The organism is Nocardia sp. NPDC002869 (genome assembly GCF_046764065.1).
GTDB lineage: Bacteria > Actinomycetota > Actinomycetes > Mycobacteriales > Mycobacteriaceae > Nocardia > Nocardia rhamnosiphila.
This window is the reverse complement of record NZ_JBKOOL010000062.1, coordinates 1-22,830: the sequence shown is the minus strand read 5'-3', so window position 1 is coordinate 22,830 and position 22,830 is coordinate 1. Positions and strand designations below refer to the sequence as shown.

General features: G+C 69.0%; 20 protein-coding genes. 11 read left to right on the top strand and 9 right to left on the bottom strand.

Annotated elements, in window-relative coordinates:
• Positions 1 to 9: 9 nt before the first annotated feature.
• From ACLML9_RS13955 to ACLML9_RS13925, 7 genes are all read left to right on the top strand, one after another.
• Positions 10 to 1,218, top strand: coding sequence for a tyrosine-type recombinase/integrase (locus tag ACLML9_RS13955; protein WP_411945919.1), 1,209 nt, complete (start codon positions 10 to 12; stop codon positions 1,216 to 1,218).
• A gap of 337 nt (positions 1,219 to 1,555) precedes the next feature.
• Positions 1,556 to 2,554, top strand: a complete 999-nt coding sequence (locus ACLML9_RS13950; protein WP_411945918.1) for a hypothetical protein — start codon at positions 1,556 to 1,558, stop codon at positions 2,552 to 2,554.
• Entirely contained in the window at positions 2,544 to 2,726 is a 183-nt protein-coding gene (locus tag ACLML9_RS13945; protein WP_411945917.1) for a hypothetical protein, read from the top strand. Before ACLML9_RS13950 ends, ACLML9_RS13945 begins: the two co-directional genes overlap by 11 nt.
• The gene (locus ACLML9_RS13940; RefSeq protein WP_411945916.1) at positions 2,723 to 3,202 is read left to right on the top strand and encodes a hypothetical protein; all 480 of its coding nucleotides are present in this window, start codon (positions 2,723 to 2,725) and stop codon (positions 3,200 to 3,202) included. Before ACLML9_RS13945 ends, ACLML9_RS13940 begins: the two co-directional genes overlap by 4 nt.
• Positions 3,203 to 3,577: 375 nt before the next feature.
• A complete protein-coding gene (locus tag ACLML9_RS13935; RefSeq protein WP_411945915.1) occupies positions 3,578 to 3,940 on the top strand; it encodes a hypothetical protein in 363 nt (120 codons plus the stop codon).
• Positions 3,937 to 5,586: an N-acyl-D-amino-acid deacylase family protein gene (locus ACLML9_RS13930; protein ID WP_411945914.1), complete on the top strand. Its 1,650-nt coding sequence runs from the start codon at positions 3,937 to 3,939 to the stop codon at positions 5,584 to 5,586. The genes ACLML9_RS13935 and ACLML9_RS13930 overlap by 4 nt, the downstream gene beginning before the upstream one ends.
• Positions 5,587 to 5,785: 199 nt before the next feature.
• Positions 5,786 to 6,190 (top strand): TetR/AcrR family transcriptional regulator, encoded by a 405-nt coding sequence (locus tag ACLML9_RS13925; RefSeq protein WP_411945913.1) that lies wholly within the window; start codon positions 5,786 to 5,788, stop codon positions 6,188 to 6,190.
• Positions 6,191 to 6,407: 217 nt separating this feature from the next.
• Here the strand turns inward: ACLML9_RS13925 and ACLML9_RS13920 are convergent, their stop codons facing one another.
• The 5 genes from ACLML9_RS13920 to ACLML9_RS13900 all read right to left on the bottom strand — a co-directional run bounded on the left by ACLML9_RS13920 (position 6,408) and on the right by ACLML9_RS13900 (position 11,425).
• The gene (locus ACLML9_RS13920; RefSeq protein ID WP_411945912.1) at positions 6,408 to 8,612 is read right to left on the bottom strand and encodes a molybdopterin-dependent oxidoreductase; all 2,205 of its coding nucleotides are present in this window, start codon (positions 8,610 to 8,612) and stop codon (positions 6,408 to 6,410) included.
• A gap of 82 nt (positions 8,613 to 8,694) precedes the next feature.
• Positions 8,695 to 9,783: a Gfo/Idh/MocA family oxidoreductase gene (locus tag ACLML9_RS13915; RefSeq protein ID WP_411945911.1), complete on the bottom strand. Its 1,089-nt coding sequence runs from the start codon at positions 9,781 to 9,783 to the stop codon at positions 8,695 to 8,697.
• 28 nt (positions 9,784 to 9,811) lie between these two features.
• Entirely contained in the window at positions 9,812 to 10,225 is a 414-nt protein-coding gene (locus tag ACLML9_RS13910; protein ID WP_411945910.1) for a secondary thiamine-phosphate synthase enzyme YjbQ, read from the bottom strand.
• An 11-nt stretch (positions 10,226 to 10,236) separates the two neighbouring features.
• The gene (locus ACLML9_RS13905; protein WP_411945909.1) at positions 10,237 to 11,139 is read right to left on the bottom strand and encodes a Sir2 family NAD-dependent protein deacetylase; all 903 of its coding nucleotides are present in this window, start codon (positions 11,137 to 11,139) and stop codon (positions 10,237 to 10,239) included.
• A gap of 55 nt (positions 11,140 to 11,194) precedes the next feature.
• Positions 11,195 to 11,425, bottom strand: a complete 231-nt coding sequence (locus ACLML9_RS13900) for a hypothetical protein (RefSeq protein WP_411945908.1) — start codon at positions 11,423 to 11,425, stop codon at positions 11,195 to 11,197.
• Positions 11,426 to 11,842: 417 nt separating this feature from the next.
• Between ACLML9_RS13900 and ACLML9_RS13895 the strand changes: the two genes are divergently transcribed.
• The 3 genes from ACLML9_RS13895 (at position 11,843) to ACLML9_RS13885 (ending at position 14,725) form a co-directional block, all read left to right on the top strand.
• A complete protein-coding gene (locus tag ACLML9_RS13895) occupies positions 11,843 to 12,610 on the top strand; it encodes an MHYT domain-containing protein (RefSeq protein ID WP_411945907.1) in 768 nt (255 codons plus the stop codon).
• A gap of 105 nt (positions 12,611 to 12,715) precedes the next feature.
• On the top strand, positions 12,716 to 13,783 hold the full coding sequence (locus tag ACLML9_RS13890) for a nucleoside hydrolase (RefSeq protein WP_411945906.1): 1,068 nt from the start codon (positions 12,716 to 12,718) through the stop codon (positions 13,781 to 13,783).
• Between the two features lie 120 nt (positions 13,784 to 13,903).
• Positions 13,904 to 14,725, top strand: a complete 822-nt coding sequence (locus ACLML9_RS13885) for an amidohydrolase family protein (protein ID WP_411945929.1) — start codon at positions 13,904 to 13,906, stop codon at positions 14,723 to 14,725.
• Between the two features lie 99 nt (positions 14,726 to 14,824).
• Here ACLML9_RS13885 and meaB read toward each other — a convergent pair whose 3' ends face one another.
• From meaB to ACLML9_RS13870, 3 genes are read right to left on the bottom strand one after another with little or no spacing between them, the layout of a single operon-like run.
• Positions 14,825 to 15,817, bottom strand: coding sequence for a methylmalonyl Co-A mutase-associated GTPase MeaB (meaB, locus tag ACLML9_RS13880; protein WP_411945905.1), 993 nt, complete (start codon positions 15,815 to 15,817; stop codon positions 14,825 to 14,827).
• Positions 15,814 to 18,099 (bottom strand): methylmalonyl-CoA mutase, encoded by a 2,286-nt coding sequence (gene scpA, locus ACLML9_RS13875; protein ID WP_411945904.1) that lies wholly within the window; start codon positions 18,097 to 18,099, stop codon positions 15,814 to 15,816. The genes meaB and scpA overlap by 4 nt, the downstream gene beginning before the upstream one ends.
• Entirely contained in the window at positions 18,099 to 19,973 is a 1,875-nt protein-coding gene (locus ACLML9_RS13870) for a methylmalonyl-CoA mutase family protein (protein ID WP_411945903.1), read from the bottom strand. The genes scpA and ACLML9_RS13870 overlap by 1 nt, the downstream gene beginning before the upstream one ends.
• Before the next feature lie 505 nt (positions 19,974 to 20,478).
• Here ACLML9_RS13870 and ACLML9_RS13865 point away from each other — a divergent pair.
• Positions 20,479 to 21,138: a TVP38/TMEM64 family protein gene (locus tag ACLML9_RS13865; protein ID WP_411945928.1), complete on the top strand. Its 660-nt coding sequence runs from the start codon at positions 20,479 to 20,481 to the stop codon at positions 21,136 to 21,138.
• Between the two features lie 319 nt (positions 21,139 to 21,457).
• On the opposite strand, the gene ACLML9_RS13860 is transcribed toward ACLML9_RS13865, so the two are convergent.
• A partial coding sequence (locus tag ACLML9_RS13860) for a hypothetical protein (protein ID WP_411945902.1) occupies positions 21,458 to 22,830 on the bottom strand: 1,373 nt, incomplete at its 5' end.

Here is a 22,830-nt window from a genome sequence, read left to right as displayed (position 1 = left end):
ACCGAGGGGATGACCGTGACCGAATACGACACCGACCTCGCGCTACCCGATACCGTCCGCACCGAACTCCGGCGCGGCGTCACCAGCGTCCTCGTCGACACCGCCGCCCTGCGACAGGTCCGGGAACGCTTCGACAACGAACAGGCCACCGCACTCGGCCGCTACCTCACCGCCTCCCAGTCCCCGAACACGTTGCGCGCCTACCGCACCGACTGGATCGCCTGGGCCGCCTGGTGCGCCACCGAGAACCGATGCGCACTCCCCGCCGACCCCCTCGATATCGCCGTCTACCTCGCCGCCGCCGCGGACGCCCGCACACCCGACGGACGCCACGCCTACAGTCCGGCCACGCTGGAACGTAAGTCCGCCGCCATCGCCGCCGTGCATGCCGCCAACGGACTGGCCGCCCCCACCCGCAGCGACGTCGTCCGCCTCACCCTGCGTGGTATCCGCCGCACCCGCCGCAGCCGGCCCCACCGCAAACGACCGATCCTGCTGCACACCCTCGGCGAACTCCTCGACGGACTCCCCGCACCAGGCTGGCCCGGCGAACCCGCCCGCCGCCGGGACACACTGCTGCTGCTCCTCGGTTTCGCCGGGGCCCTGCGCCGCAGCGAACTCGCCGGCCTACGGCTCGCCGATATCCACTTCGGAACCGACCACGGCACCGGGGAACCGCTGCTGCTGATCCACCTGCCCACCACCAAAACCGACCCCACCGGCATCACCGAACAACATGTCGCGCTCCCGCGCGGCCGCCAGACCCACACCTGTCCCGTCTGTGCCTGCGCCGACTGGATGCGAATGCTGGCCGTGCACACCGAGAACCCGGCGAACCTGCGCCCCTGGGTCGAGCAACTACCCACCGCGGACCCGCGGATCCACCGCTGCCACGGCTACCACCCCGATCCGCGGCTGCGGCCCGATCAACCCCTGTTTCCCGCGATCAACCGGCACGGCGGGCTCGGCGCCACCGCACTGTCCGGGCGAGCGGTCGCCGAGCTCGTCAAACGCTACGCGGCACGCGCGGGCCTGGACCCCGCCCTGTTCTCCGGTCATTCGCTGCGCGCCGGATTCGCCACCCAGGCCGCCCTCGGTGGCGCCGCCGACCGCGAGATCATGCGGCAGGGCCGATGGAGCAACCCGCGCACCGTGCACCGCTACATCCGCACGGCCGATCCGCTCGCCGACAACGCGGTCACCAAACTCGGGCTCTGATCACGATACTGCGCAATGTCGTATCAGATGCAACACCATGGAAGGGGGTTGCCGAGCCGCCTGGTGCGGCCCATCTGGTACTCGCTGATGGTGTCGTACATCTGGATCCCGAGCAGGCGGTATTCCAGGCGATGTTGGACGGCTGGGAAGCGAACTCGATCCCTGAAGGACGATGGGACGATCCGGCCTCGGCTGACGTTGTTGCGGCGGATGGCCGAGTTCACGAATGCCTGTCCGTGGCAATGGGTCCCGGCCGATGGTGAGGATTTCATCACCCACTCTGCGGTCGGCGGACCGCAAGCGGCCGATCGTCATATCGACGGCCCAGGGATTCGAATTGGCGATCACGCTGTTCATGGAGTACGTCACCGATCGTCGCTACGGGTGGCCGTCGGTGTGCTCGCAGCGATTCGGGCAGGTGCCTCAGCAGGTCGGCCACCGTTATGCCTCCACGACGGCGATCTACACCGAGCTGCTCGACCGCATCGACGTCTGGCTCGACCACCTGCTGCGCGAACAGCCCGAACACCACGCGAAACTGCTGCGGCCCTTCATATCCTGGCAAGCGCTGCGACGCGCCCGGAATCGAGCGCGCCACCGGCCCATCACCAGGAACACCGCCACCTACGTCCGCACCCAGGTCACCATCGCCCTGAACTTCCTGACCTGGCTCGACACGGGAACCCAGACAAACTATTTCCTGTCCACCTTCATCGACTGGGCGAACAAGCGTGGCCGCTGGGACCTCACCCGTCCCGAGCCGGGCAGGCGCCGAGCCGGACACCTTCCTCGGCGAAGACGATCGCTGGACGGCCCTGCGGCGATGTCTGCACGATGCGAGCCTGCCCCTCGACATCCGCGCCGCTGGCATCTTGGTCTGCTATTCTGTCGCACCACACCAAGTTTCGCGCACCTGACCGTCACCGATCTGGAGCAGATGGCAGCAGACACCTACCTGCGACTCGGGGACTTCACCGCACTGCTGCCCCCGGCCGTCGCCGCAGTCTTCCACGCGCTCGGCAAAGCGACCACCGCACGGGAAACCTTCCACCACACCGAACCCCACGCCCGCTACCTGTTTCCCGGACGTTCCCCCGGCAGGCCGGCCGCTTCCCACATTCTCGCCCGCAAACTCCGAGCCCACGGCATCGGCACGTTGAGTTCACGCAACTCCGCCCGCGCGGCCTGGGCGCGCGAGATCCCCGGGCCGATCGCCGCCGATCTGCTGGGCATCGACATCAGCACTGCCACCCGCTGGGCACCACGGACCCGACGAGACTGGACCGACTACCTTGCCATCCGGGCCGCCGAACAGAAAACAAGCCATGACCAGTGATGCAGGAAAAACCCATCCGATCAGCAATATCCGCAGCTACTTGCTCCAAGAGTCGAACTCGGCCCTCCGCCGGCCGGGCTGGTTCGGCGCAACGATCACGCTCCGCCTGTATTTAGAAGCCATGGTGTTCGTCGACGGCTGTACGCAGACTCGACGATTGGCAGGCCAGTGAAGTACGTCAACCTCTCCGCCACCATCGGCGAGATCGACGGCGTGATCAGCCCTCAGGATTACCTCGACCGGCTGCCCGAGCTCTGTGCGGCGCTGCCCGACGGCGCTGCGGCCTACGCCGCCGAACCCGGCCACTACGACTTCAGCAGCGCGCGGTGCGTCCATGATCTGAAGCTGGACCAGATCATCTCCGGCGAGGATGGTGACGGCGCATGGATGCAGCTCGGATTCCGGCACAACTGCTGGAAGCACGAGGAAGATCTGACCATCCGCTACGCAGGCGTGACCGGCTTCACACTGCAAACCACATCAGATATGCCTCGCGTGACCCGACTCGGTGAGGTCATCCTGGACGAGGTGCTGCCGCACCCCAACGGCTGCGCCCACGAGATCGCCTGCCACACCGGTTCCATGACCATCGTCTGTCGGGACCTCACCGCAACCTGGGTCGAGGCCGACTGTCCGGACAAACCCTGAAAGCAGCAGACGCACCGTTCGCCTGCTGACCTTCATCTCAGCCACCGAGCCCTTCACCACCGAAGCGGAGCGCCTGCAGCCGCCCGAGACCCTCCGGACCGAGGAATAGTGCACGGGTGGAATAACACCACTGCACCAGTAGCCCGGTTCCGGTGACGGCGAGGTCTCGGTATGGCATCCGCCGATGTCGCGGGTGCGCATATCGGTCGGCGTCACGCGGGGGTCACGTCCGATAACCGCGATATACCGCCCGAGCTGGGCTTTTCGCGCCAATTTTTCTCCGAACGCGACCTCCGGTGCCGCGCCCGACTGTGCGAGGATATGAGCGCTCCACGAGTAGGTCCGTTTCAAACCCCCCTTTGGAAGGATGCTCAGATGGCGCAAGAAACCAGCACTGCCACCCGTTCCAGCAACGGAAGCAGTCAGCAGGAAATCCAGAGCCTGGACATGCTGCGCATGGGCCTGGATGAAATCCGGCAGGAATGCCAGAACGCGCGGCAGTACGCGCAGCAGGCACAGAACATCGCCCGGCAGGTGCAGCAGCAGGCCCGCCAGGTCCAGCACCAGTCGCAGATCGCGCAGAGCCAGGCCAACCAGGCCAACAACCAGGCGCAGCAGGCCCGCCAGCAGGCGATGCAGGCGCAGAACCAGGCGCAGCAGGCGCTGAGCGAGGCCGACCGGGCCCAGGCTCAGGCCCAGCAGGCTCAGAGCGAGGCCAACCAGGCCGCTCAGCGATGACCGTCTCCGCGGAACCACTCGACGAGACCGGCTGTCCGGATGTGGTGGACGCGGCGGGCAAATGGGTCCTGCCGGGAATGATCGATATCCACACCCACTACGACATCGAGGTCCTGAAGTCCCCGGCGCTGTCGGAATCGGTCCGGCACGGCATCACCACGGTGCTGCTGGGCTCGTGCTCACTGTCCACCGTGCATATCGACCCCACCGGCGCGGGCGATATCTTCGGTCGCGTAGAGGCCATTCCGCGCCGCCATGTGATCGATACGCTCGACGAGACCAAGACCTGGACCTCCGCCCGCGAATACGTGTCCGCCCTCGAGCAGCTGCCGCTGGGCCCGAATATTGCCGCCATGCTGGGGCATTCGGATATCCGGACGGCACGCCTCGGCCTGGACCGGGCCACCCGCAAGGAAGTCCGCCCCACCCGCGCGGAGCTGGCGGATATGGAGGCAGCGCTGCATGAGGCGCTCGACGCCGGATTCCTCGGTATGTCGGCGCAGCAGCTACTGTTCGACAAGGTCGACGGCGAGACCTGCCGTTCACGTACGCTGCCGTCCACCTATGCGCGGGCGAAGGAGCGCCGCCGCCTCAATGCGATCCTGCGCCGGCGCGGCCGGGTTCTGCAGGGCGGGCCGGATATCACGTCACCGCGCAGTCTCGGGGCGATGATCTTCAGCAGTCCGGGTATCGGGCGCCGCAAGCTCAAAACCAGCCTCCTGTCCGCCGCCGATATCAAGGCCAACCCGTTCGCCGTCGTCCTGATCGGCACACTGGCGCGGCTGGTGAACGCGCTCGGCGCGGATTTCCGCTGGCAGCATCTGCCCGTGCCGTTCGAGGTGTACGCCGACGGTATCGATCTGGTGATCTTCGAGGAGTTCGGGTCCGGCGCGGCGGCCCTGCACCTGGCCGACCGGGTGGAGCGCGACGCGCTGCTCGCCGACGAGGCCTACCGCCGCCGCTTCCGCAAGGACTACGACGCGAAATTCGGGCTGCGGGTCTGGCACCGCGATTTCTTCGACGCCCAGATCGTGAGCTGCCCCGACGAGGACGTCGTGGGTAGGACCTTCGGACAGGTCGGTGTGGACCGGGGTGGTCTGCACCCGGTGGACGCCTTCCTCGACCTGGTACTCGAACACGGCACCGAACTGCGCTGGCGCACCACCATATACAACCACCGGACCGAGATCCTGGACCGTTTCGCCGCCCATCCCGGGATCCAGCTCGGCTTCTCCGACGCGGGCGCCCATCTGCGGAATATGGCCTTCTACAATTTCGGCCTCCGCTTCCTGCGCCGGATGTACCGCGCCGAACAGGCCGGCACTCCGGTGATCCCGCTCGAGCGGGCGGTGCACCGGCTCACCGGCGAGCTCGCCGACTGGTACGACATCGCCGCCGGCCGCCTGCGCGAAGGCGATCGCGCCGATCTGGTCGTCATCGATCCGGCGGGCCTCGACGATTCGCTCGACGCCTACGCCGAGAGCCCGGTGGCCCAGTACGGCGGACTGGAGCGGATGGTCAACCGAAACGACGCCGCCGTCTCGGCGGTGTACATCGGCGGGCGGTACGTGTTCGGTGACGGCACCGCCGATCCGGCCCTGGGTAGCACCCGCACCGGACGCTTCCTGCGGGCCGGACAGCGCTGAGATCCTTCCGGAGGGGCCGTTGTTCGTCGGATCGGCGAACTTCTGGACGAGGAAAGGATTCTCGGCCAAGCGGAAAGAAGAACAGAAATGATAGATTGAGCGCCTATATTCTATCCTTCGGCCGGCATGGAAACCATGGCCAGCGCACGGATCCGGTGCCCACGCCGGGTGCGGCGCCGAAGCGGTAGGGCTGATCCGAATGGAAACAACGGCTGCGCAGTGGACCGAACTGCAGCAGTTGGACACCAGATCCCGCACGATCATCGACGCCGCGCGCGAATGTTTCGCCGCGCATGGGTTCGAGGAGACGACCATGGTGCGGATCGCCGAGGTCGCGGGCGTCGGCGTGGCCACCGTGTATCGTCGTTTCGGCACGAAATCCGCGATCGTCCGGTACGCGCTCATGGCCGAATCGCAGCGGCCGGCAATGATCGTCGCCGACGCGATGCACCGGTCCGCGGGCCCGGTCGGGGCGCTGGCGGATATGTTCGCCGCGTTCGTCGGTGAGGCCACCGCACCCAAACTGCTGACCCGCAGCCTGCGCGTTTCCGGCGCCCGCCGCTACCTCGCACCGCTGATGTATCCCCATCCCGTCAGCAACTGACCGGCCTTCAGGGGCGGGCCGATCGGCGGCGGCGCCGACCGGTGCGGATCAGCCGCCGGGCACGATCGTGATCGGCTCGCGCGGGGTCTCCTGCCGCGGGCGTGCCGGATCACCGTGTACGCGCGGTCCGCGGCCGCAACAGGTCCACCGGCCGGGGCAACGCGAGCCTGGGACATGGCGACTCCTAGCGCGGGCGGCCCCGCGCCATCGAGGAGGATCAGGCGCGCGTCACCGACACCGGGACGCCGTTGAACACGGCGTTTCCGGACGGGACGTCCAGCACCGAATCGTCGGTCAGCGCATTGGCGTTGACGCCGGCGTGCTGTCGCGCCACCTGCTGAGAACTGGTCGCATGCCCCCAGCCGTGTGGCAGGCTCACCACTCCCGGCATGATCGAATCGGTGGGCTCGATCGGCACCGTGACCGACCCGGCCGCGGATTTCACCAGCGCCCGCTCCCCCAGTGCGAGCCGGGCGATATCGTCGGGATGGATCTGGAGGGTGCAGCGATTCGTCCCGCCCACCAGCCGCGGCGCATTGTGCATCCAGCTGTTGTTGGAACGCAGATGGCGGCGCCCGATCAGCACCATCTCCGCCGGTGCGGTCGCGAATCGGGCACGCAGGCGGTCCAGATCGGCCAGTAGCGCCGCCGGCGCCAGCTCTACCGTCCCCGAGGCGGTGCGCAGGACTTCGGCCAGGCGCGGACGCAGGGCACCGAGGTCGAGACCGTGCGGATTATCCAGCAGGGTTCGCAGATTCAGGTGCCCGCCGTTCCATTCGCCGTAGCGTCCCAGCCGCAGCATCAGGTCCAGACGCTGCTCGGTACTCGTACTACCGGTGAGCTCGTGTCGTCGCTGTTCGACACCCGCCTGCCGCAGCGTGGTGCCGAGGACGAGCTCGTCGAACGCGGCCAGCGGATCGTAATCCGCGGCCGGGTTGTGCGGCAGGCCGCTCACCGCCGCCGCCAGCCGGACATAGACCGCGGCCTCCGACGGTCGGTCCCCCAGCGGCACCAGCGGCGGCGAGAACCGGGCGTAGTTGCGGACCGCGAACTGCAGCAGCGCGAAATCGTAGTGCGGGGACTGCACCGGACGCGGCGGCGGCAGGATCACATCGGCGTGCCGGGTGGTCTCGTTGAGATAGCAATCCAGGCTCACCATGAAGTCCAGCCCGGCGAACGCGGCGTCCAGCCGAGCGCCGCTCGGCGCCGACAACACCGGGTTGCCGGCCGCCGTGATCAGCGCCCGCACCTGCCCGTCGCCAGGGGTGGTGATCTCGTCGATCAGGGTGGCCACCGGCAGTTCACCCATCGACTCGGGCAGGTCGCGTACGCGGCTGCGCCAGCGGCCCGGCCGGAACGGTTTGGTGCGCACGATCCCGCGGACCGCGGCCGTCGCGAACATGGCGCCGCCGGGAGTGTCGAGATTGCCGGTGAGCACGTTGATCACGTCCACCAGCCACTGGGTCACCGTGCCGAATTCGGCGGTGCAGGTACCGATCCGGGCGTACACCACCGCGGTCGGAGCGGTCGCGAGTTCACGCGCGAGCCGGCGCACGGTCGCGGCGGGCACTCCGGTGCGCACGGCCACGGTCTCCGGATCGAATTCCGCGGCCGCGGCCCGCACCTCGTCCAGGCCCGTGACCGCGATACCGACGTCGGTCAGCCCCTCGGCGAAGAGGGTGTGCACGATCCCGAACAGCAGATACGCGTCGGTGCCCGGCCGTACGAAGAGGTGCTCGTCGGCGCGGGCGGCCGTGCGGGTGCGGCGGGGATCCACCACGACCAGGCGGCCGCCCCGCGCCCGCAGCGCCTGCAACCGGCCCGGGAAGTCCGGCGCGGTACACAGGGAACCGTTCGACTCCAAAGGGTTGGCGCCCAGTATCAGCACGTAATCGGAGCGGTCCAGATCCGGGACCGGGACGGCGAGCGGATCCCCGAACATCAGCCCGCAGGCCACCTGTTTGGGCATCTGGTCGGCGGTGCTGGCGGAGAACACGTTCTTCGTTCCCAGGGCCCGGATCAGCGCCGGCGCGTACAGGGTTCCGGCGACGGTATGCGCATTGGGGTTGCCCAGATACAGCGCGATCGCCTGAGCGCCGTACTCGGCCCGGATCGCCGGGATGCGCGCGGCGATCAGATCGAATGCCTCCGCCCAGCCCACAGTCCGCCACGAGCCGGTGGCACGGTCCCGGACCATGGGTTCGGTGAGGCGATCGGGGTCGCCGTCGAGCTGCCCGAAACTGGCCCCTTTGGGGCACACGAAGCCCTTGCTGAACGGATCCAGCTTGTCACCCCGCGCACCGGTCACCCGATCCTGCGAGTCGACGGTCAGCTCCAGACCGCAGGCCGCCTCACACAACGGGCAGGTGCGCAGTAGGTTCCGGACGGCGGTATCGGGTGCGGCAAGGTTCGGTGCGACCATGCCACCATCATCACTCTTTGAGACACCGGACAGAAGGTGTATTGAGAGAATTCGAAGAGATCTGTCGCAAGCGCGGCCCGGGTCACCAGAGCCCTGGGCCCGCCGATCCGGAGGCGCCTTCAAGGGGCACCACCACACCTTTCGCCGCCGATTCGCGGGCCGCCTCGAGGACCCGTAGGCCCGCCAGGGCGTCGGCAGGGTCGACCGGTACCGGCGCACCATCCAGGACGGCGGCGGCCGCGGCCGCGTAGAAGGCGGGGTAATCGCCGGGCAGGGTGGGGTACGGGGCCGGGTTGTCACCGGCGCCGAGCACACCGAAGTCCGCTTGGCCGGCCTCTCCCCACGGCGTCCCGTCGCCCGGGCGGTGCCCGGCGCGTAAGGCCGCCTCCTGGGGGTCCAGTCCGTGCACTACATAGCCTGCGCGGTCCCCTAGGACCCGGAAGCGCGGGCCCAGCAGCGGGGCCACCGCGCTCGCCCACAGGTGGGAGTGCACACCGCCGGTATGGGTCAGGGCGAGGAACATATCGTCGTCGGTGCTGACCCCGGGGCGACGGCGGGCCAGTTCGCAATAGACGCTCGCGACCGGACCGAACAGGGTGAGCGCCTGGTCGACCAGGTGACTGCCCAGGTCGTACAGGATCCCGGCGGCATCGCCCGGGCCGCCCAGTTCACGCCAGCCGCCCTTGGGCACCGGACGCCAGCGCTCGAACCGCGATTCGAACCGGCGCACCGGGCCCAACGCGTCCTCGGCCACCAACCGGCGCACCGTCCGGAAATCGCCGTCCCAGCGCCGGTTCTGGAAAACGGTCAGCACTCCCCCGGCGTCCCCGGCGTAGCGCAGCAGATCCTCGGCTTCCGCGGCGGTCACCGCGAAGGGTTTGTCGACCACCACCGCCACGCCGGCCGCGAGCGCCCGCCGGGCCAGTTCGGCGTGCACGCGGTTGGGTGCGGCGACCACGACCACATCGATCCCGGACATATCGGCGAAAAGACTGTCGGTATCGGGCAGTACGCGCACCCCGGGGTGCTCCTGTCGCGCCTGCTCCGCCCGCTGCGCCGAGCCGGTCACCACCGCGGCCAGCCGGAGCCGGGGTTCGGCGGCGACGAGCGGGGCGTGGAACACCGCCCCGGCCAGCCCGTACCCGATGATGGCGACTCCGAGACTGCTCATACCCGCCGACGTTACCCGGCGAGCGCGTTCATCCCGCGGAGGTCAGGAACGACAACCGCACCTCACGATCCGGATTGTCGATATTGATATCGACCAGCGCGATGGACTGCCAAGTGCCCAGTGCCGGTTCGCCGTCCAGGACCGGAACGGTCGCGTACGGGGCGATGAGGGCGGGCATCACATGAGAACGGCCGTGTCCGGGCGACCCGTGCGCGTGCCGCCACCGGTCGTCGGCCGGGAGCAGGTCACCCAGGGCGGCCAGCAGATCGTCGTCACTGTGGGCGCCCAGTTCCAGGATCGCGATCCCGGCGGTGGCGTGCGGAACGAAGATGTGCAGGAGACCGTCGCCGCCGGCGTCGTTCGCGAACGCCCGGCACTGCGGGGTGATGTCATGGACCACTTCGCTGCGGCCGGTGTGCACCGCGATGACTGTGCTGCGCATATCCGGGCAGCCTACGCGGGCCCGGCCGGGCCGGCCGCGGGACGCGCGCCACGGATCCGGTAGCGCTCGGCGAGTCCGGACAGTACGGGTGAGCATCCGGCGTCCAGCCGCCGGTCGGCGAGGCCGTCGCTGCGCGTGGCGCCGCGATTCACGATCACCACCGTGCCGCCGTTGCGGGCGACCCGGTGCACGAAACGACGACCGGACAGCACGGTCAGGCTGGACCCGGCCACCAGGATCACATCCGCCGCGTCCACCATTTGGTAAGCGGCCGCGACCCGTTCGGGCGGCACGCTCTCCCCGAAATAGACGATATCGGGCTTCCACATCCCGCCGCAGCGCGCACAATCCACCATGCGGAAACCGCTGGTGTCCTCGACCACGGCGTCGGCGTCGGGAGCCACTTCGAGTCCGGTCACCGAGGCGGTCGCGAAACCCGGATTGGCCTGCTCCAGCTGTTCGGCCAGCGCCATCCGGGAAATGCGCGCTCCGCAACCCAGACAGCGCACCTGGGCATAGCTGCCGTGCAGGTCGATCACCCGGCGGCTACCCGCCTTGGTGTGCAGCAGATCGACATTCTGGGTGATCACGCCGGTGACCGTGCCCCGGCGCTCCAATTCGGCCAGTGCCCGGTGGCCGGCATTGGGACGGGCGGCGTCCATGTACCGCCAGCCCACATGATTACGTGCCCAATAACGCTGCCGGAATACCGGATCACCGACGAACTGCTGGTAGGTCATCGGCGTCCGTGGCGGGGCGTCCGGTCCGCGGTAGTCCGGGATACCACTGTCGGTGGAGATCCCCGCGCCGGTGAGCACGACCGTGGATCGGTCACCGATCAGCTCGACGAGATCGTCGAGGGCATCGGACCAGGCGGCCGGGTACGGCGGGGTGAGCAGTGCCGTTTCGGGCATGCCCCGAGCGTACGTGCCGGTCCGGCCCCGGCAACCCGGGGCCGGAGAGCACCGGTCAGGTCTGGACGCCGGCGAGTTTGCCCGCTTCCGCATCGAGACCGAGCATGGCCAGCAGATTGCGGCAGTCGGCCGCATCGGTGGAGTGGCCGGCCACGATCCGGGCCGCGACAGCGCTGCGGCGAGCGACCTCGACGCGTTCGGCATTGCGGATTTCGGCGAATTCGGCCAGATCGGCCTCGGGAAGAGCGTGTTCGACAACGGTGGGACGGCTGGATATGCCAGGCATGGGTCTCCTTCGAGTTGCCCGAAGCCTACGCCGAGGACCGGCGACACACAGCACAACCGAAAACTGGATCCGGCCGCTGGAACGCCCCGCCCGACCAGTACACGGACCGGTGTCACGGCCGCACCGCCGGGCATCGGAACCCAGAAGAGTTGGGCGGCATCGGATACCGGAAACGACATGCCGAACGATTGCCGGGATCGATAGCAGTCGATCAAGTAGTGTGGGACAAGTCATAGAGCGACTACGGGGCCACCGTCGCGCCGATTCGGTGTCACAGGTGCGCCGATGTCATTTTTGCGGCCCTTGTTTTTTATGACACAACTCCTCTAAATTCACCTCCTGCACGTTCGCCAATTTGGAATGCTCGTGTTCCGCTGTTGCGGGGGCGGGATTCCACCCCAGCGAGGAGGTTCACCGGTGGAGATCGACCACTTCAGCCATGGCTGGCTCACCCCCGTGGTCGCATACATCATGTCGTTCACCGGATCGTTGCTCGCGCTACGGTGCATGAGCCGCGTACGCAGCGGATCACCGTTCGACGGCTGGCTGATCGCGGCCTCGGTCGCCCTCGGCGGCACGGGCATCTGGGTCATGCACTTCATCGCCATGCTGGGTTTCCGGATCGACGGCGCCGCAATCCGGTATGACGTACCCGTCACTTTGGTCAGCGCCGTGATCGCCATGGTCGTGGTCTGGCTCGGGCTGTGCCTGGCCCAGCGGCGCCGACTGGGCGGCCAGAGCTTGCTGGTCGGCGGCGTGGTCACCGGGATCGGCGTGGGCGCGATGCACTACGCCGGTATGTACGCCATGAAGACCGATGTGGAGATCGGTTACGAGTGGTCGACCGTGGCGTTGTCCATGGTGATCGCGGTGATCGCCGCGACCGCCGCGCTCTGGTTCACCCTCAATGTGCGCGGCGCGCTGGCCACTGTGGGCGCCGCCCTGGTCATGGGCGTCGCCGTGGCCGGTATGCACTACACCGGTATGTACGCCATGCACCTGGGCGAACAGCACCATATGATGCCCACCGGCGCCGGCGCCGCGCAGCTGCTGACCCCGCTGATCGTCGGTGTCAGCCTGCTGACCGTGGGCATGCTGTTCCACCTGGGCCTGACCGAGGTGAGCGGCGGCGCGGCCCTTACGCGCCACACCGCCGCCGACAACTACTGGCCCACCCGCGACTGACCGGAAATCGTACACATCGCGACATTTCGTCAGATTGACCGAAATGCGCCACTGTGACACGACCCGTGCCGGATCCGCTGCCGTCTCCCCCGATAGGGTCATGGGGTGCGGCAGCGGATCATCCTGGACGTGGACACCGGCGTGGACGATTCCCTCGCCCTGCTCTATCTGCTCGCCAGCCCGGACGCCGAGATCATGGGGATCGCCTCCACCGCCGGCAATGTGCCCGCGGCCCAGGTCGCGATCAACAATCTGGCCTGGCTCGAGCTGGCCCGGGCCCCGGAGATCGAGGTGGCCCTCGGGGCGGCCGAACCGCTCGAGATCCCCTTGCGCACCACCGAGGACACCCACGGACCGCACGGCGTCGGCTACGCCGAACTCCCCGCCCCGACACGGCGCATCTCCGATCGCGGCGCGGCGCGGATGTGGGCGGATCTGGTACGCCGCCATCCCGGGGAGCTGATCGGGCTGTGCACCGGACCGCTCACCAATCTCGCGCTCGCCCTGCGCGAGGAACCCGAACTGCCCCGGTTGCTGCGCCGGCTCGTGATCATGGGCGGGGCGTTCGACCATCCCGGCAACACCACACCGACCAACGAGTGGAACATCCACGTCGACCCCGAGGCCGCGAAGATCGTCTTCGACGCCTTCTCCGCCGCCCCGCCGGACCGCCGTCCGCTGGTCTGCGCCCTCGATATCACCGAAACCATCGAGATGCGGCCCGCCCATCTGATCGGACTGGCCGAGCGGGCCGGTAGTCATCCGGTCGAGAAGGTATCGCCCACCGACCCGCCCACCGCGCGTTCGGCGGCGAGCAATCCGATCATCCGGTACCTGACCGACGCGGTCCGCTTCTACTTCGATTTCCACCACGGGTACGACCTCGGCTATCTGGCCCATATGCACGACCCGTTCGCGGCCGCGGTGGCCCTGGACCCGGCGCTGGCGCGCACCCGGCCCGCCACCGTGGACGTCGAGCTCACGGGCACACTCACGCGGGGCGCGACCATCGCCGACCGGGCCGGGATGTGGGGGCGGCCGCCCAACGCCGATATCGTCGTCGGCACCGACCCCGTGCGTTTCTTCGATCGCATGATCGCCCGGATCGGCGATCACGCGCGCACCGTGTATCCCGGCGAGCCGGTCGGCGAGCCCGTCGCCCGGCGGCGATGACATTCCGGCCCCCGTCCGATCCGATCGAGAGGTACGAACGTGAACTCTTCCGGAGCGAATGAGGTTCCGGCAGACGAGGCGTATCTGGCGGAGTTCCGGCAGCGGCTGGGTCTGCCGGGAATGATCGATGTGCACACCCATTTCATGCCGCACCGGGTGCTGCGCAAGGTCTGGGCGTATTTCGACGATGCCGGTCCGCTCACCGGGCGCCCCTGGCCGATCACCTATCGCGCCGACGAACCGGTCCGGCTGGAGACGCTGCGCCGCTTCGGGATCCGCGCGTTCACCGCACTGGTGTATCCGCATCGGCCGGAGATGGCGGCATGGCTGAACGAATGGACCGCAAGATTCGCCGCCGAGGTGCCGGAATGCCTGCACACCGCCACGTTCTACCCCGAGCCGAGTGCGGCGGGATACGTGGCGGCGGCGGTGGACCAGGGTGCGCGGGTGTTCAAATCGCATATCCAGGTCGGCGCCTACGACCCCCGCGACCCGCTGCTCGATCCGGTCTGGGGCCTCCTCGAGGACGCCGGTGTACCCACCGTCATCCACTGCGGTTCCGGCCCGGCGCCCGGCGCGTTCACCGGACCCGAACCGGTCGCCGAGGTGCTGCGGCGGTTTCCGCGCCTGCCCCTGATCGTGGCGCATATGGGCATGCCCGAATACCGCGACTTCCTCGACCTCGCCGACCGGCATTCCGGTGTTTCGCTGGACACCACCATGGCGTTCACCGATTTCGCCGAAGCCGATATCCCGTTCCCGGTGGCCGACCGCCACCGTTTGCTCGACCACGGCGACCGGATCATGTTCGGTAGCGATTTCCCGAACATCCCGTACCCGTACCGGCACGCCGTCCAGGCCCTGGAACGGCTCGAACTGGGCGACGACTGGTTACGCCGGGTCTGCTACCACAATGCCGCCGACCGGTTCGGCCTGTTCTGACGCCGATCTCGGCAGCGCCCGGCGCCGATGCGGGCCGGTGTCAGGCCGGTCGTTCCGTCACGACCCCCACCGGCGCGGCCGGCTGATTCGGAAACCTTTTCAGCTATCGAAGGCGTCCAGCAGTTTCTGCGCGGCCAGCGCCGCGGTCAGGGTCCCGTCCCGGACCTCGCGCTCCACTTCGCCGCGCAGCGCCTTCACCTTCGGGTTGTCCGCCAGCCGGCGGAGCAACTGGTCGTGCACCATGGTCCAGGTCCAGTCGACCTGCTGACGGCGGCGTTTCTCGGCGAACTCGCCCGCATCGGTGAGCACCCGGCGGTGTTCCAGCACGGTCTGCCAGAACTTCTCCAGGCCGACCCCTTCCAAACCGCTCATGGTGAGCACCGGCGGCCGCCACAGCGCATCGTGCGGATGGATCAGCCGCAGCGCCCCGGACAGCTCCCGGGCCGCCGATTTCGCCTCGATCTCGTGCTTACCGTCGGCCTTGTTCACCGCGACCAGATCGGCCAGCTCCAGCACACCCTTCTTGATGCCCTGCAATTGGTCACCGGTACGCGCCAGGGTGAGGAAGCAGAAGACATCGACCATATTCGCCACGGTCACCTCGGACTGCCCCACCCCGACGGTCTCGACCAGGATGACGTCGTACCCGGCCGCCTCGAGCAGCACGATCGTCTCGCGGGTCGCCTTCGCCACCCCGCCGAGGGTGCCCGCTGTCGGGGACGGCCGGATGAAGGCGTTCTCCTCCACCGACAGCCGCGCCATCCGGGTCTTGTCACCGAGGATCGAACCGCCGGTCCGGGTGGACGAAGGGTCCACCGCCAGCACGGCGACCCGGTGCCCCTGCCCGATCAGCTGCATACCGAGGGAGTCGATGAAGGTCGACTTCCCCACTCCGGGCACCCCGGTGATCCCCACCCGGTTCGACAGTGCCGCACCGGGTTCCGGGGTCACCCGGAGCAGCAGCTGCTGCGCCTGGTCCCGATGGTCGGCCCGGGTGGACTCCACCAGGGTGATCGCCCGCGCGAGGGCGGCCCGCTCACCAGAGCGGACCGCCTGCGCGAGTGCCTCCACGTCGACGACACGTGTGCTCATCCCTGGCTTGCGTCTCCGGAACCACTGTCGCCGGAACCGAGTTCGTGCCCGAGCGCGGCACCGAGCTTGCGCAGCAGGTCGATCGCCGCGTCGGCGATCACGGTGCCCGGCGGGAAGATCGCCGCCGCGCCCGCCGCGTACAGCTCGTCGAAGTCACCGGGCGGGATGACCCCGCCGACGATGACCATGATGTCGGGCCGGCCGACATCGGCCAGTGCCTGCCGCAGGGCGGGCACCAGCGTGAGGTGACCGGCGGCCAGCGAGGACACACCGACGACGTGCACGTCGTTGTCCGCCGCCTGGCGGGCCACCTCTTCGGGGGTCTGGAACAGCGGGCCCACATCGACGTCGAACCCGAGATCGGCGAAGGCGGTGGCGATCACCTTCTGGCCGCGGTCGTGCCCGTCCTGGCCCATCTTCGCGACCAAAATGCGCGGACGCCGCCCTTCGGCTTCGGCGAACTCGTCCACCAGATCCCCGGCGGTGGTGATGTTGGTGACCTTGCCGGCCTCGTCGCGATACACACCGGACAGGGTACGGATCTCGGCCTGATGCCGGCCGTAGACCTGCTCTAGCGCGTCGGAGATCTCGCCGACGGTGGCCTTGGCGCGCGCGGCGTCGATGGCCAGGGCCAGCAGATTGTTCTCCATCCCGCCCGCGGACGAGGCGGCGGCCCGGCCGAGCTCACCCAGCGCCCGGTCCACCGCGTCCTGATCACGGTCGGCCCGCAACTGTCGCAGCTTCTCGATCTGCTCGGCGCGTACCCGGGAGTTCTCGACCTTGAGGACCTCGACCTCGTGATCCTCGGCGACCTGGTACTTGTTGACGCCGATCACCGGCTGCTGACCGGTATCGATCCGCGCCTGGGTCCGGGCCGCGGCCTCCTCGATGCGCAGCTTGGGGATGCCCTCGCCGATGGCCTGGGCCATCCCGCCGTGCGCTTCCACCTCGGCGATATGCGCCCGGGCCCGTTCGGCGAGCTGATGGGTCAGCCATTCGACGTAGTAGGAACCGCCCCACGGGTCGATCGGCCGCGTGGTGTTGGACTCCTGCTGGATCAGCAGCTGGGTGTTGCGCGCGATCCGGGCCGAGAAATCGGTCGGCAGCGCGAGTGCCTCGTCGAGCGCGTTGGTGTGCAACGACTGCGTGTGCCCCTGGGTCGCGGCCATGGCCTCGATACAGGTGCGGGCCACATTGTTGTAGGCGTCCTGCGCGGTCAGCGACCAGCCCGACGTCTGCGAATGGGTGCGCAACGACAGCGATTTCGGGTTCTTCGGATCGAACTTCGCGACCAGTTCGCTCCACAGCAACCGGCCCGCCCGGAGTTTGGCGACCTCCATGAAGAAGTTCATCCCGATGGCCCAGAAGAACGACAGCCGCGGTGCGAACTTGTCGATCTCCATGCCCGCGTCGATCCCGGCCCGCAGGTACTCCACGCCGTCGGCGAGGGTGTAGGCGAGTTCGAGATCGGCGGTCGCACCGGCTTCCTGGATGTGGTAGCCGGAAATCGAGATGGAGTTGAACTTCGGCATCTTCGCGCTGGTGTAGGCGAAGATATCGGAGATGATCCGCATCGAGGGTTTCGGCGGATAGATGTAGGTGTTGCGGACCATGAACTCTTTCAGAATATCGTTCTGAATGGTTCCGGCCAGCTGTTCCGGCGCCACGCCCTGCTCTTCGGCGGCGACCACGTACAGCGCCAGGATCGGCAGCACCGCGCCGTTCATGGTCATCGATACGCTGACCTGATCGAGCGGAATGTGGTCGAACAGCTGGCGCATGTCCAGGATGGAGTCGATGGCCACTCCGGCCATTCCGACGTCACCCTGTACCCGGGGATGGTCGGAATCGTAGCCGCGGTGGGTGGCCAGGTCGAACGCCACCGACAGGCCCTTCTGTCCCGCCTGCAGATTACGGCGGTAGAAGGCATTGGAATCCGCGGCCGTGGAGAAACCCGCGTACTGGCGGATCGTCCACGGCTGGTTCACATACATCGTCGGGTACGGCCCGCGCACGAAGGGCGCGACACCGGGCACGCTGTCGAGCGGGAAACCGGCTTCGGCGACGGCATCACGATCGGCCTTGGTGAACACCGGCGGGACATCGATCCCCTCCGGGGTCGACCACACCAGCTGTTCGGGAGCGTAGTTGTTCGCCGCGGCCGCCTCCTGCACGAAGGAGTCACGGGCGCTCTGGTCGGCCTTGCCGGGCGTGAAACCCGGCTCGGTGAGCGGTACGTCGGCGAAACTGCCGACCTCCTGCTCGATTCGCTGTGTCGTCATCAGGCTCCTACCTTCTCCAGCAGGGCGGTCAGGGCGGCGACCGCGTCGATCCGGGCCGCCAGGAACCCGTCCGGACGCCGGGCCTCCTCGATACCGGTCAGGACCTTCTCCGGGCCGGCCAGCAGCACGGTCCCGACTCCGGCCCCGCGCAGTTGTTCCACCGCACCGGCCGCATCGGTGCCGTAGCGCGCGTCGGTTCCGCAGAGCACCGCGATCGCGGCTCCGGATTCCCGGGCCGCCGCGGCGATATCGCTTTCGGCGAGCGGCCCCGGGTTGATGGATTCGATACCGCCGGACGCCAGCAGGTTGGCGATGAAGGTGACCCGCACATTGTGCTCGGCCACCGTGCCCAACGGCACCAGCAACGCCTGCGGGCGGCGGCCGTGCGCCGCGAGGTAGGCGTCCGAGCGATCGCGCAGCGCGTCGAAAGCGGCACCGTAGCGCCGGCCGGGGCCGGCGGTGCGGGCGGCTTCCGACAGTGGCGCCTCGGCGAGGTTCGGGAATTCGTTCACCCCGGTCACGGCGGTACGGCGATGGGCGATATCGCTTTCCCGGCGGGTGTTCGTCTCGGCGATCCGGGTGGCCACCAGACCGGCGTCCAGCGCGGCCCGGTAGCCGCCGGCGGCTTCGATCTCCTGCATGAACTCCCAGGCGACGACAGCGAGTTCGTCGGTGTGGCGCTCGACGTACCAGGAACCCGCCCCGGGGTCCTGGACGTGTCCGAGATGGGATTCCTCGAGCAGCAGCAGCTGGGTGTTGCGGGCCATCCGTTCGGAGAACGATGCCGAGACCCCGAGTTCACCGGCGGGCAGTGCGGAATCGAACGGCAGCACGGTGACGGTATCGGCGCCGCCCACCCCGGCGCCGAAGGCGGCGAGGGTGGTACGCAACAGGTTCACCCAGGGGTCGCGCCGGCTCATCATGGCCGCCGAGGTCACCGCGTGCTGCGGGGCCGCGCCCTCCGACGGCGCGCCCAGCGCGTGGGCGACCCGCGCCCACAGGCGCCGCGCGGCCCGGAATTTGGCGATGGTGGCGAACTGGTCATCGGTGGCGCCGAACCGGAACTCCAGCTGCCGCAGCGCTTCGGGGACCGGCATCTCCCCGGCCAGCACGCGCAGGTATTCGAGTCCGGCGGCGACGGCCGCGCCGAGTTCCTGGGCGTCGGAGGCGCCGGCATCGTGGAAGACGGTGCCGTCCACGGTGATCGCTCGGACGGTTTCGGGCCGCTGTCCGGCGGCGACGGCCAGGGTCGTGGTCTCGGCGAGGCCGATATCCTCGGTTCCGGCGAACGCGCTGGTGAGGGGTGACGCACCGAGAGAGACCCGGATGGCGGCGCGATCGGGCACCGAGTACCGGTCGAGCACTTCGTAGACCGTCGCGGCCGCGGCCGCGGTATCGGTCCCGGCATGCAGGGCCAGCGGCGCCAGCTCGAAGAGCAGGCCGTCGAGCGCGGCGGCGATATCGGCCACCGGCAGACCGTGCGCACCGATCCCGAGTTCCACGGCGCTCAGGCCGTTCTCCAGTCCGCCGGTGATCTCCCGGTGGGCGGACGCGGCGTCGGCGGCGCCGATCCGGGCACTGACGAACCAGCCGCGGTGGACATCGCGGGTGGCGTCGCCGCCGCGGACGAATGGGTAGGCGCCGGGCAGCGGCTGCTCGGGCAGTTCGTCTCGGCGCGTGTAGAGCGGCGCGATACTCAGCCCGTCGTAGGTGGACTGGTTCAGTAGCTTTTCGGGTTCCGCACCGAGTTCGGCCGCGTCGACCTTGCGGGTCTTGGCCAGCACTCCCGCCACACCCTTGCGCCAGGCGGGATATTCGGGCACCGCGGACGAGGACGGATCAGCTCCGGCCGCGGGCTCTGCAGCAATCGGCATACCCTGTTCCCTCATTGTCGTTCCAGTACAAGCGCACCACTGGTGTGCGCGGGTACCTTGGCATCCGCCCAGCTCAGCGAATACTTTGGTTAACGAGCATTCAGCCCGCTCCTCCGATGCTAGCGGGATGCCCGTACGGCATCGTCCGTGGCCACCACTACCAGCGAGTAACCTCCCGGCGGCGAACCTCGTCGCGCCTGTTCACCGGTATCCGGGGGCACGGCCCTCATGGAACACCCCTGCGACGGGCGAGCGGGCACAGCAGCCTCCGGTCCCGATCGCGGCGCGCGCGGCGTCGAGGACAGCGGAATCGACTTCCTGCGGCAGGGTTGGCCTTGTGTATCTCCGCCGCTGCGACGTGTATCTCCGCCGCTGCGACCCGCCGGCTTCGCGCCGCGGACGGTCCCGTCCGCCACTCGGGGAACGCGACGGCCCCGGCCCGATCGCTCCCGCACTGCTCGGCGAGCCACTGCCGGGCGACCGGTAATCTCGGCCGGTGTCCCGAATGCTCCGCGACCGGCGGCTGGTCCTGCTTCTGTGCGGCGCCGCGCTCGTCTGCGCGGCCGCCCTGCTGACCCCCCTGCCGAGCCCCGCGCAGATCCAGCAGTGGGCCGAGGAGGCCGGTCCCTACTTCCCGGTACTGTTCTTCGTGGCGCACACCCTGATCACCATCGCCCCCGTCCCGCGCACCGTGTTCACGGTGGCCTCGGGCCTGCTGTTCGGGCCCGCGGTGGGGCTCGCGGTGGCCGTGGGCGCCACCGTGCTCAGTGCCGCCGCCGCGTTCCTCCTGGCCCGCGCCTACGGACGCGATCGGGTGGGCGCGTACCTGGACCATCCCACCGTGCGACTCGTGGACGAACGCCTGCACCGGCGGGGCTGGCTCGCCGTGGGCGCACTCCGGTTGATCGCCTTCGCACCGTTCTCGGTGGTCAACTATTCCTGCGCCCTGTCCTCGATCCGCTTCTGGCCGTATCTGGGCGCGACGGTCGTCGGGATCCTGCCCGGCACCGCCGCGACCGTCATCCTGGCCGACGCGCTGACCGGGGGTACCCATCCGGTGATGGTGGCGGTCTCGATCGCCTGTATCGCCGCCGGACTGCTGGGCCTGGTGATCGATCAGCGGTGGAAACCGGCAGTGGCGGATCCGGTCACCGTCCTCGACTGACCGCCGGAGCGCGACACCACGCCACCGATTCATCGGTCACGCCGAGCTACCGGCCGGGCCCGCCACCGGAGTACCGGTCACCGTGCCGTTGGACGAGGCCGAGATCGCACGGCAGGCCGCCGGGATCACCTTGCACATGAATCTGTACCCGGACGTGGGTCGCTGCCCGGACGACCGGGTTCGGGCACGGAACGGTGCCGCGCGAGGTACGCATCGGCTGGTCGGGAACGCCGCAGACACCGGGGGTGATCTCGGATCTCCTGCCGCCTATCCTGGAGGAGTTGCGGATCTACGTGCCGGACCGGCCCTCGGCGGCGGGTCAGGGCTGATCCGCCGTCTCGCGGACCTCCAGCGGCCATCGCTCGAAGTCCGGCGGTTCGGCTGCTTCGCGGATCGTGGCCGCGTGATCGATGTAGTAGCCCACATGGGCCGCGTCGGGATTGCGCCGGCCGGCCTCGGCGAGCCAGCTGTGCGCGCAGCGCAGTACCTCGGCGACGTCGTAGGCCGGGTCGCCGTCGAGGACCAGATCGCCGTGCTCGGGTGCGACCAGCACCGCGGCGCCGAGGTGCTGCAGACACCGCCCGATACCGTTGTCGTCGGCCAGCTCCCGGTAGACGGTCAAGGCGCGCTGCCAGCAGCGCAGCGCACCGCGGGGTTCACCGCGCGCCCAGGCGACCGCCCCCGCGACCTCGTGTACCCGGGCCCAGCCGTCGGCGTTCTCGTCGTCCCGGGCGCGCAGCGCGGCCAGCTCCAGCCGATCCTGGGCGGCGTCGAGACGGCCCTGATGGATATGCGCCACCGCCAGGTCGGTGAGCACCCGCACCTGGTTCGCCAGATCTTCACGCGGTAGCCGCCACCAGGCCGCCCGCAATCGGTCCACGGCGGCGGCCAGTTTCTCGGGGGTGTCCGCCGATTCGAGCAGCGCCAGCCCAGCGGCGTGTTCGGCCCGGGCGCCGACCCCGGTCGCCCGGCGCCACCACGGTCGCCACCGCCACGGTGGTGGCTCGTCGGCCCGTCCCGCGCGCAACTGGATCGCCCGGTGGTGACCACCCAGCACCGCCGGCCCCAATTCGATCAAATCCTCTGCGACCGAACGTATTTCGCTGTTGTCGGCCGGACCGACGGCATACCAGGTGCCGAGCGCGTCACCGATGCGAACCAGCTGGGCGGCCGTGGCCGGTGGGATCGCTGCGGCGAAATCCCCACGGCAGCACTGCCGCACCAGCGCGCGCAGGCGCGGCTCTTCCACGGCGAACCAGCGGCGGGCCTGCGGCCCGAACGGCACCGTGGTGGCCCCGATGGCCCAGCCGGTGGCCCGGTCGGCGCTGTGGCGCAGCAGTGCGAAAAGGGCCGCCTGCCATATCGGCCCGGCGATCACGGTGCTGCGGTCCGGTACCTCTGGCGCACGGTCGAGCCGGTAACGCTGGGTTGTGTGGCAGACCAACACCCGGTCCGAGATCAGCTGTTCCAGCAGACCGGTCGCGGTCCATCGTTCGCCCAGGGCGATCGGCTGCTCCCCGGCCGCGGGGCTCCCGATATCCGCGACGAGGGCCAGCTCCATCCCGACCGCCGTCAGGATCGCTTGCACGGTGGCGGCGTCGTACTCGGTCACCGGCAGGGCGTGCAGCGCGGCTGCGACCGGATGGTCACCGAGATCGTTGTCCGCGCCGGCGGTGTCGCCGCCGGCGAGCG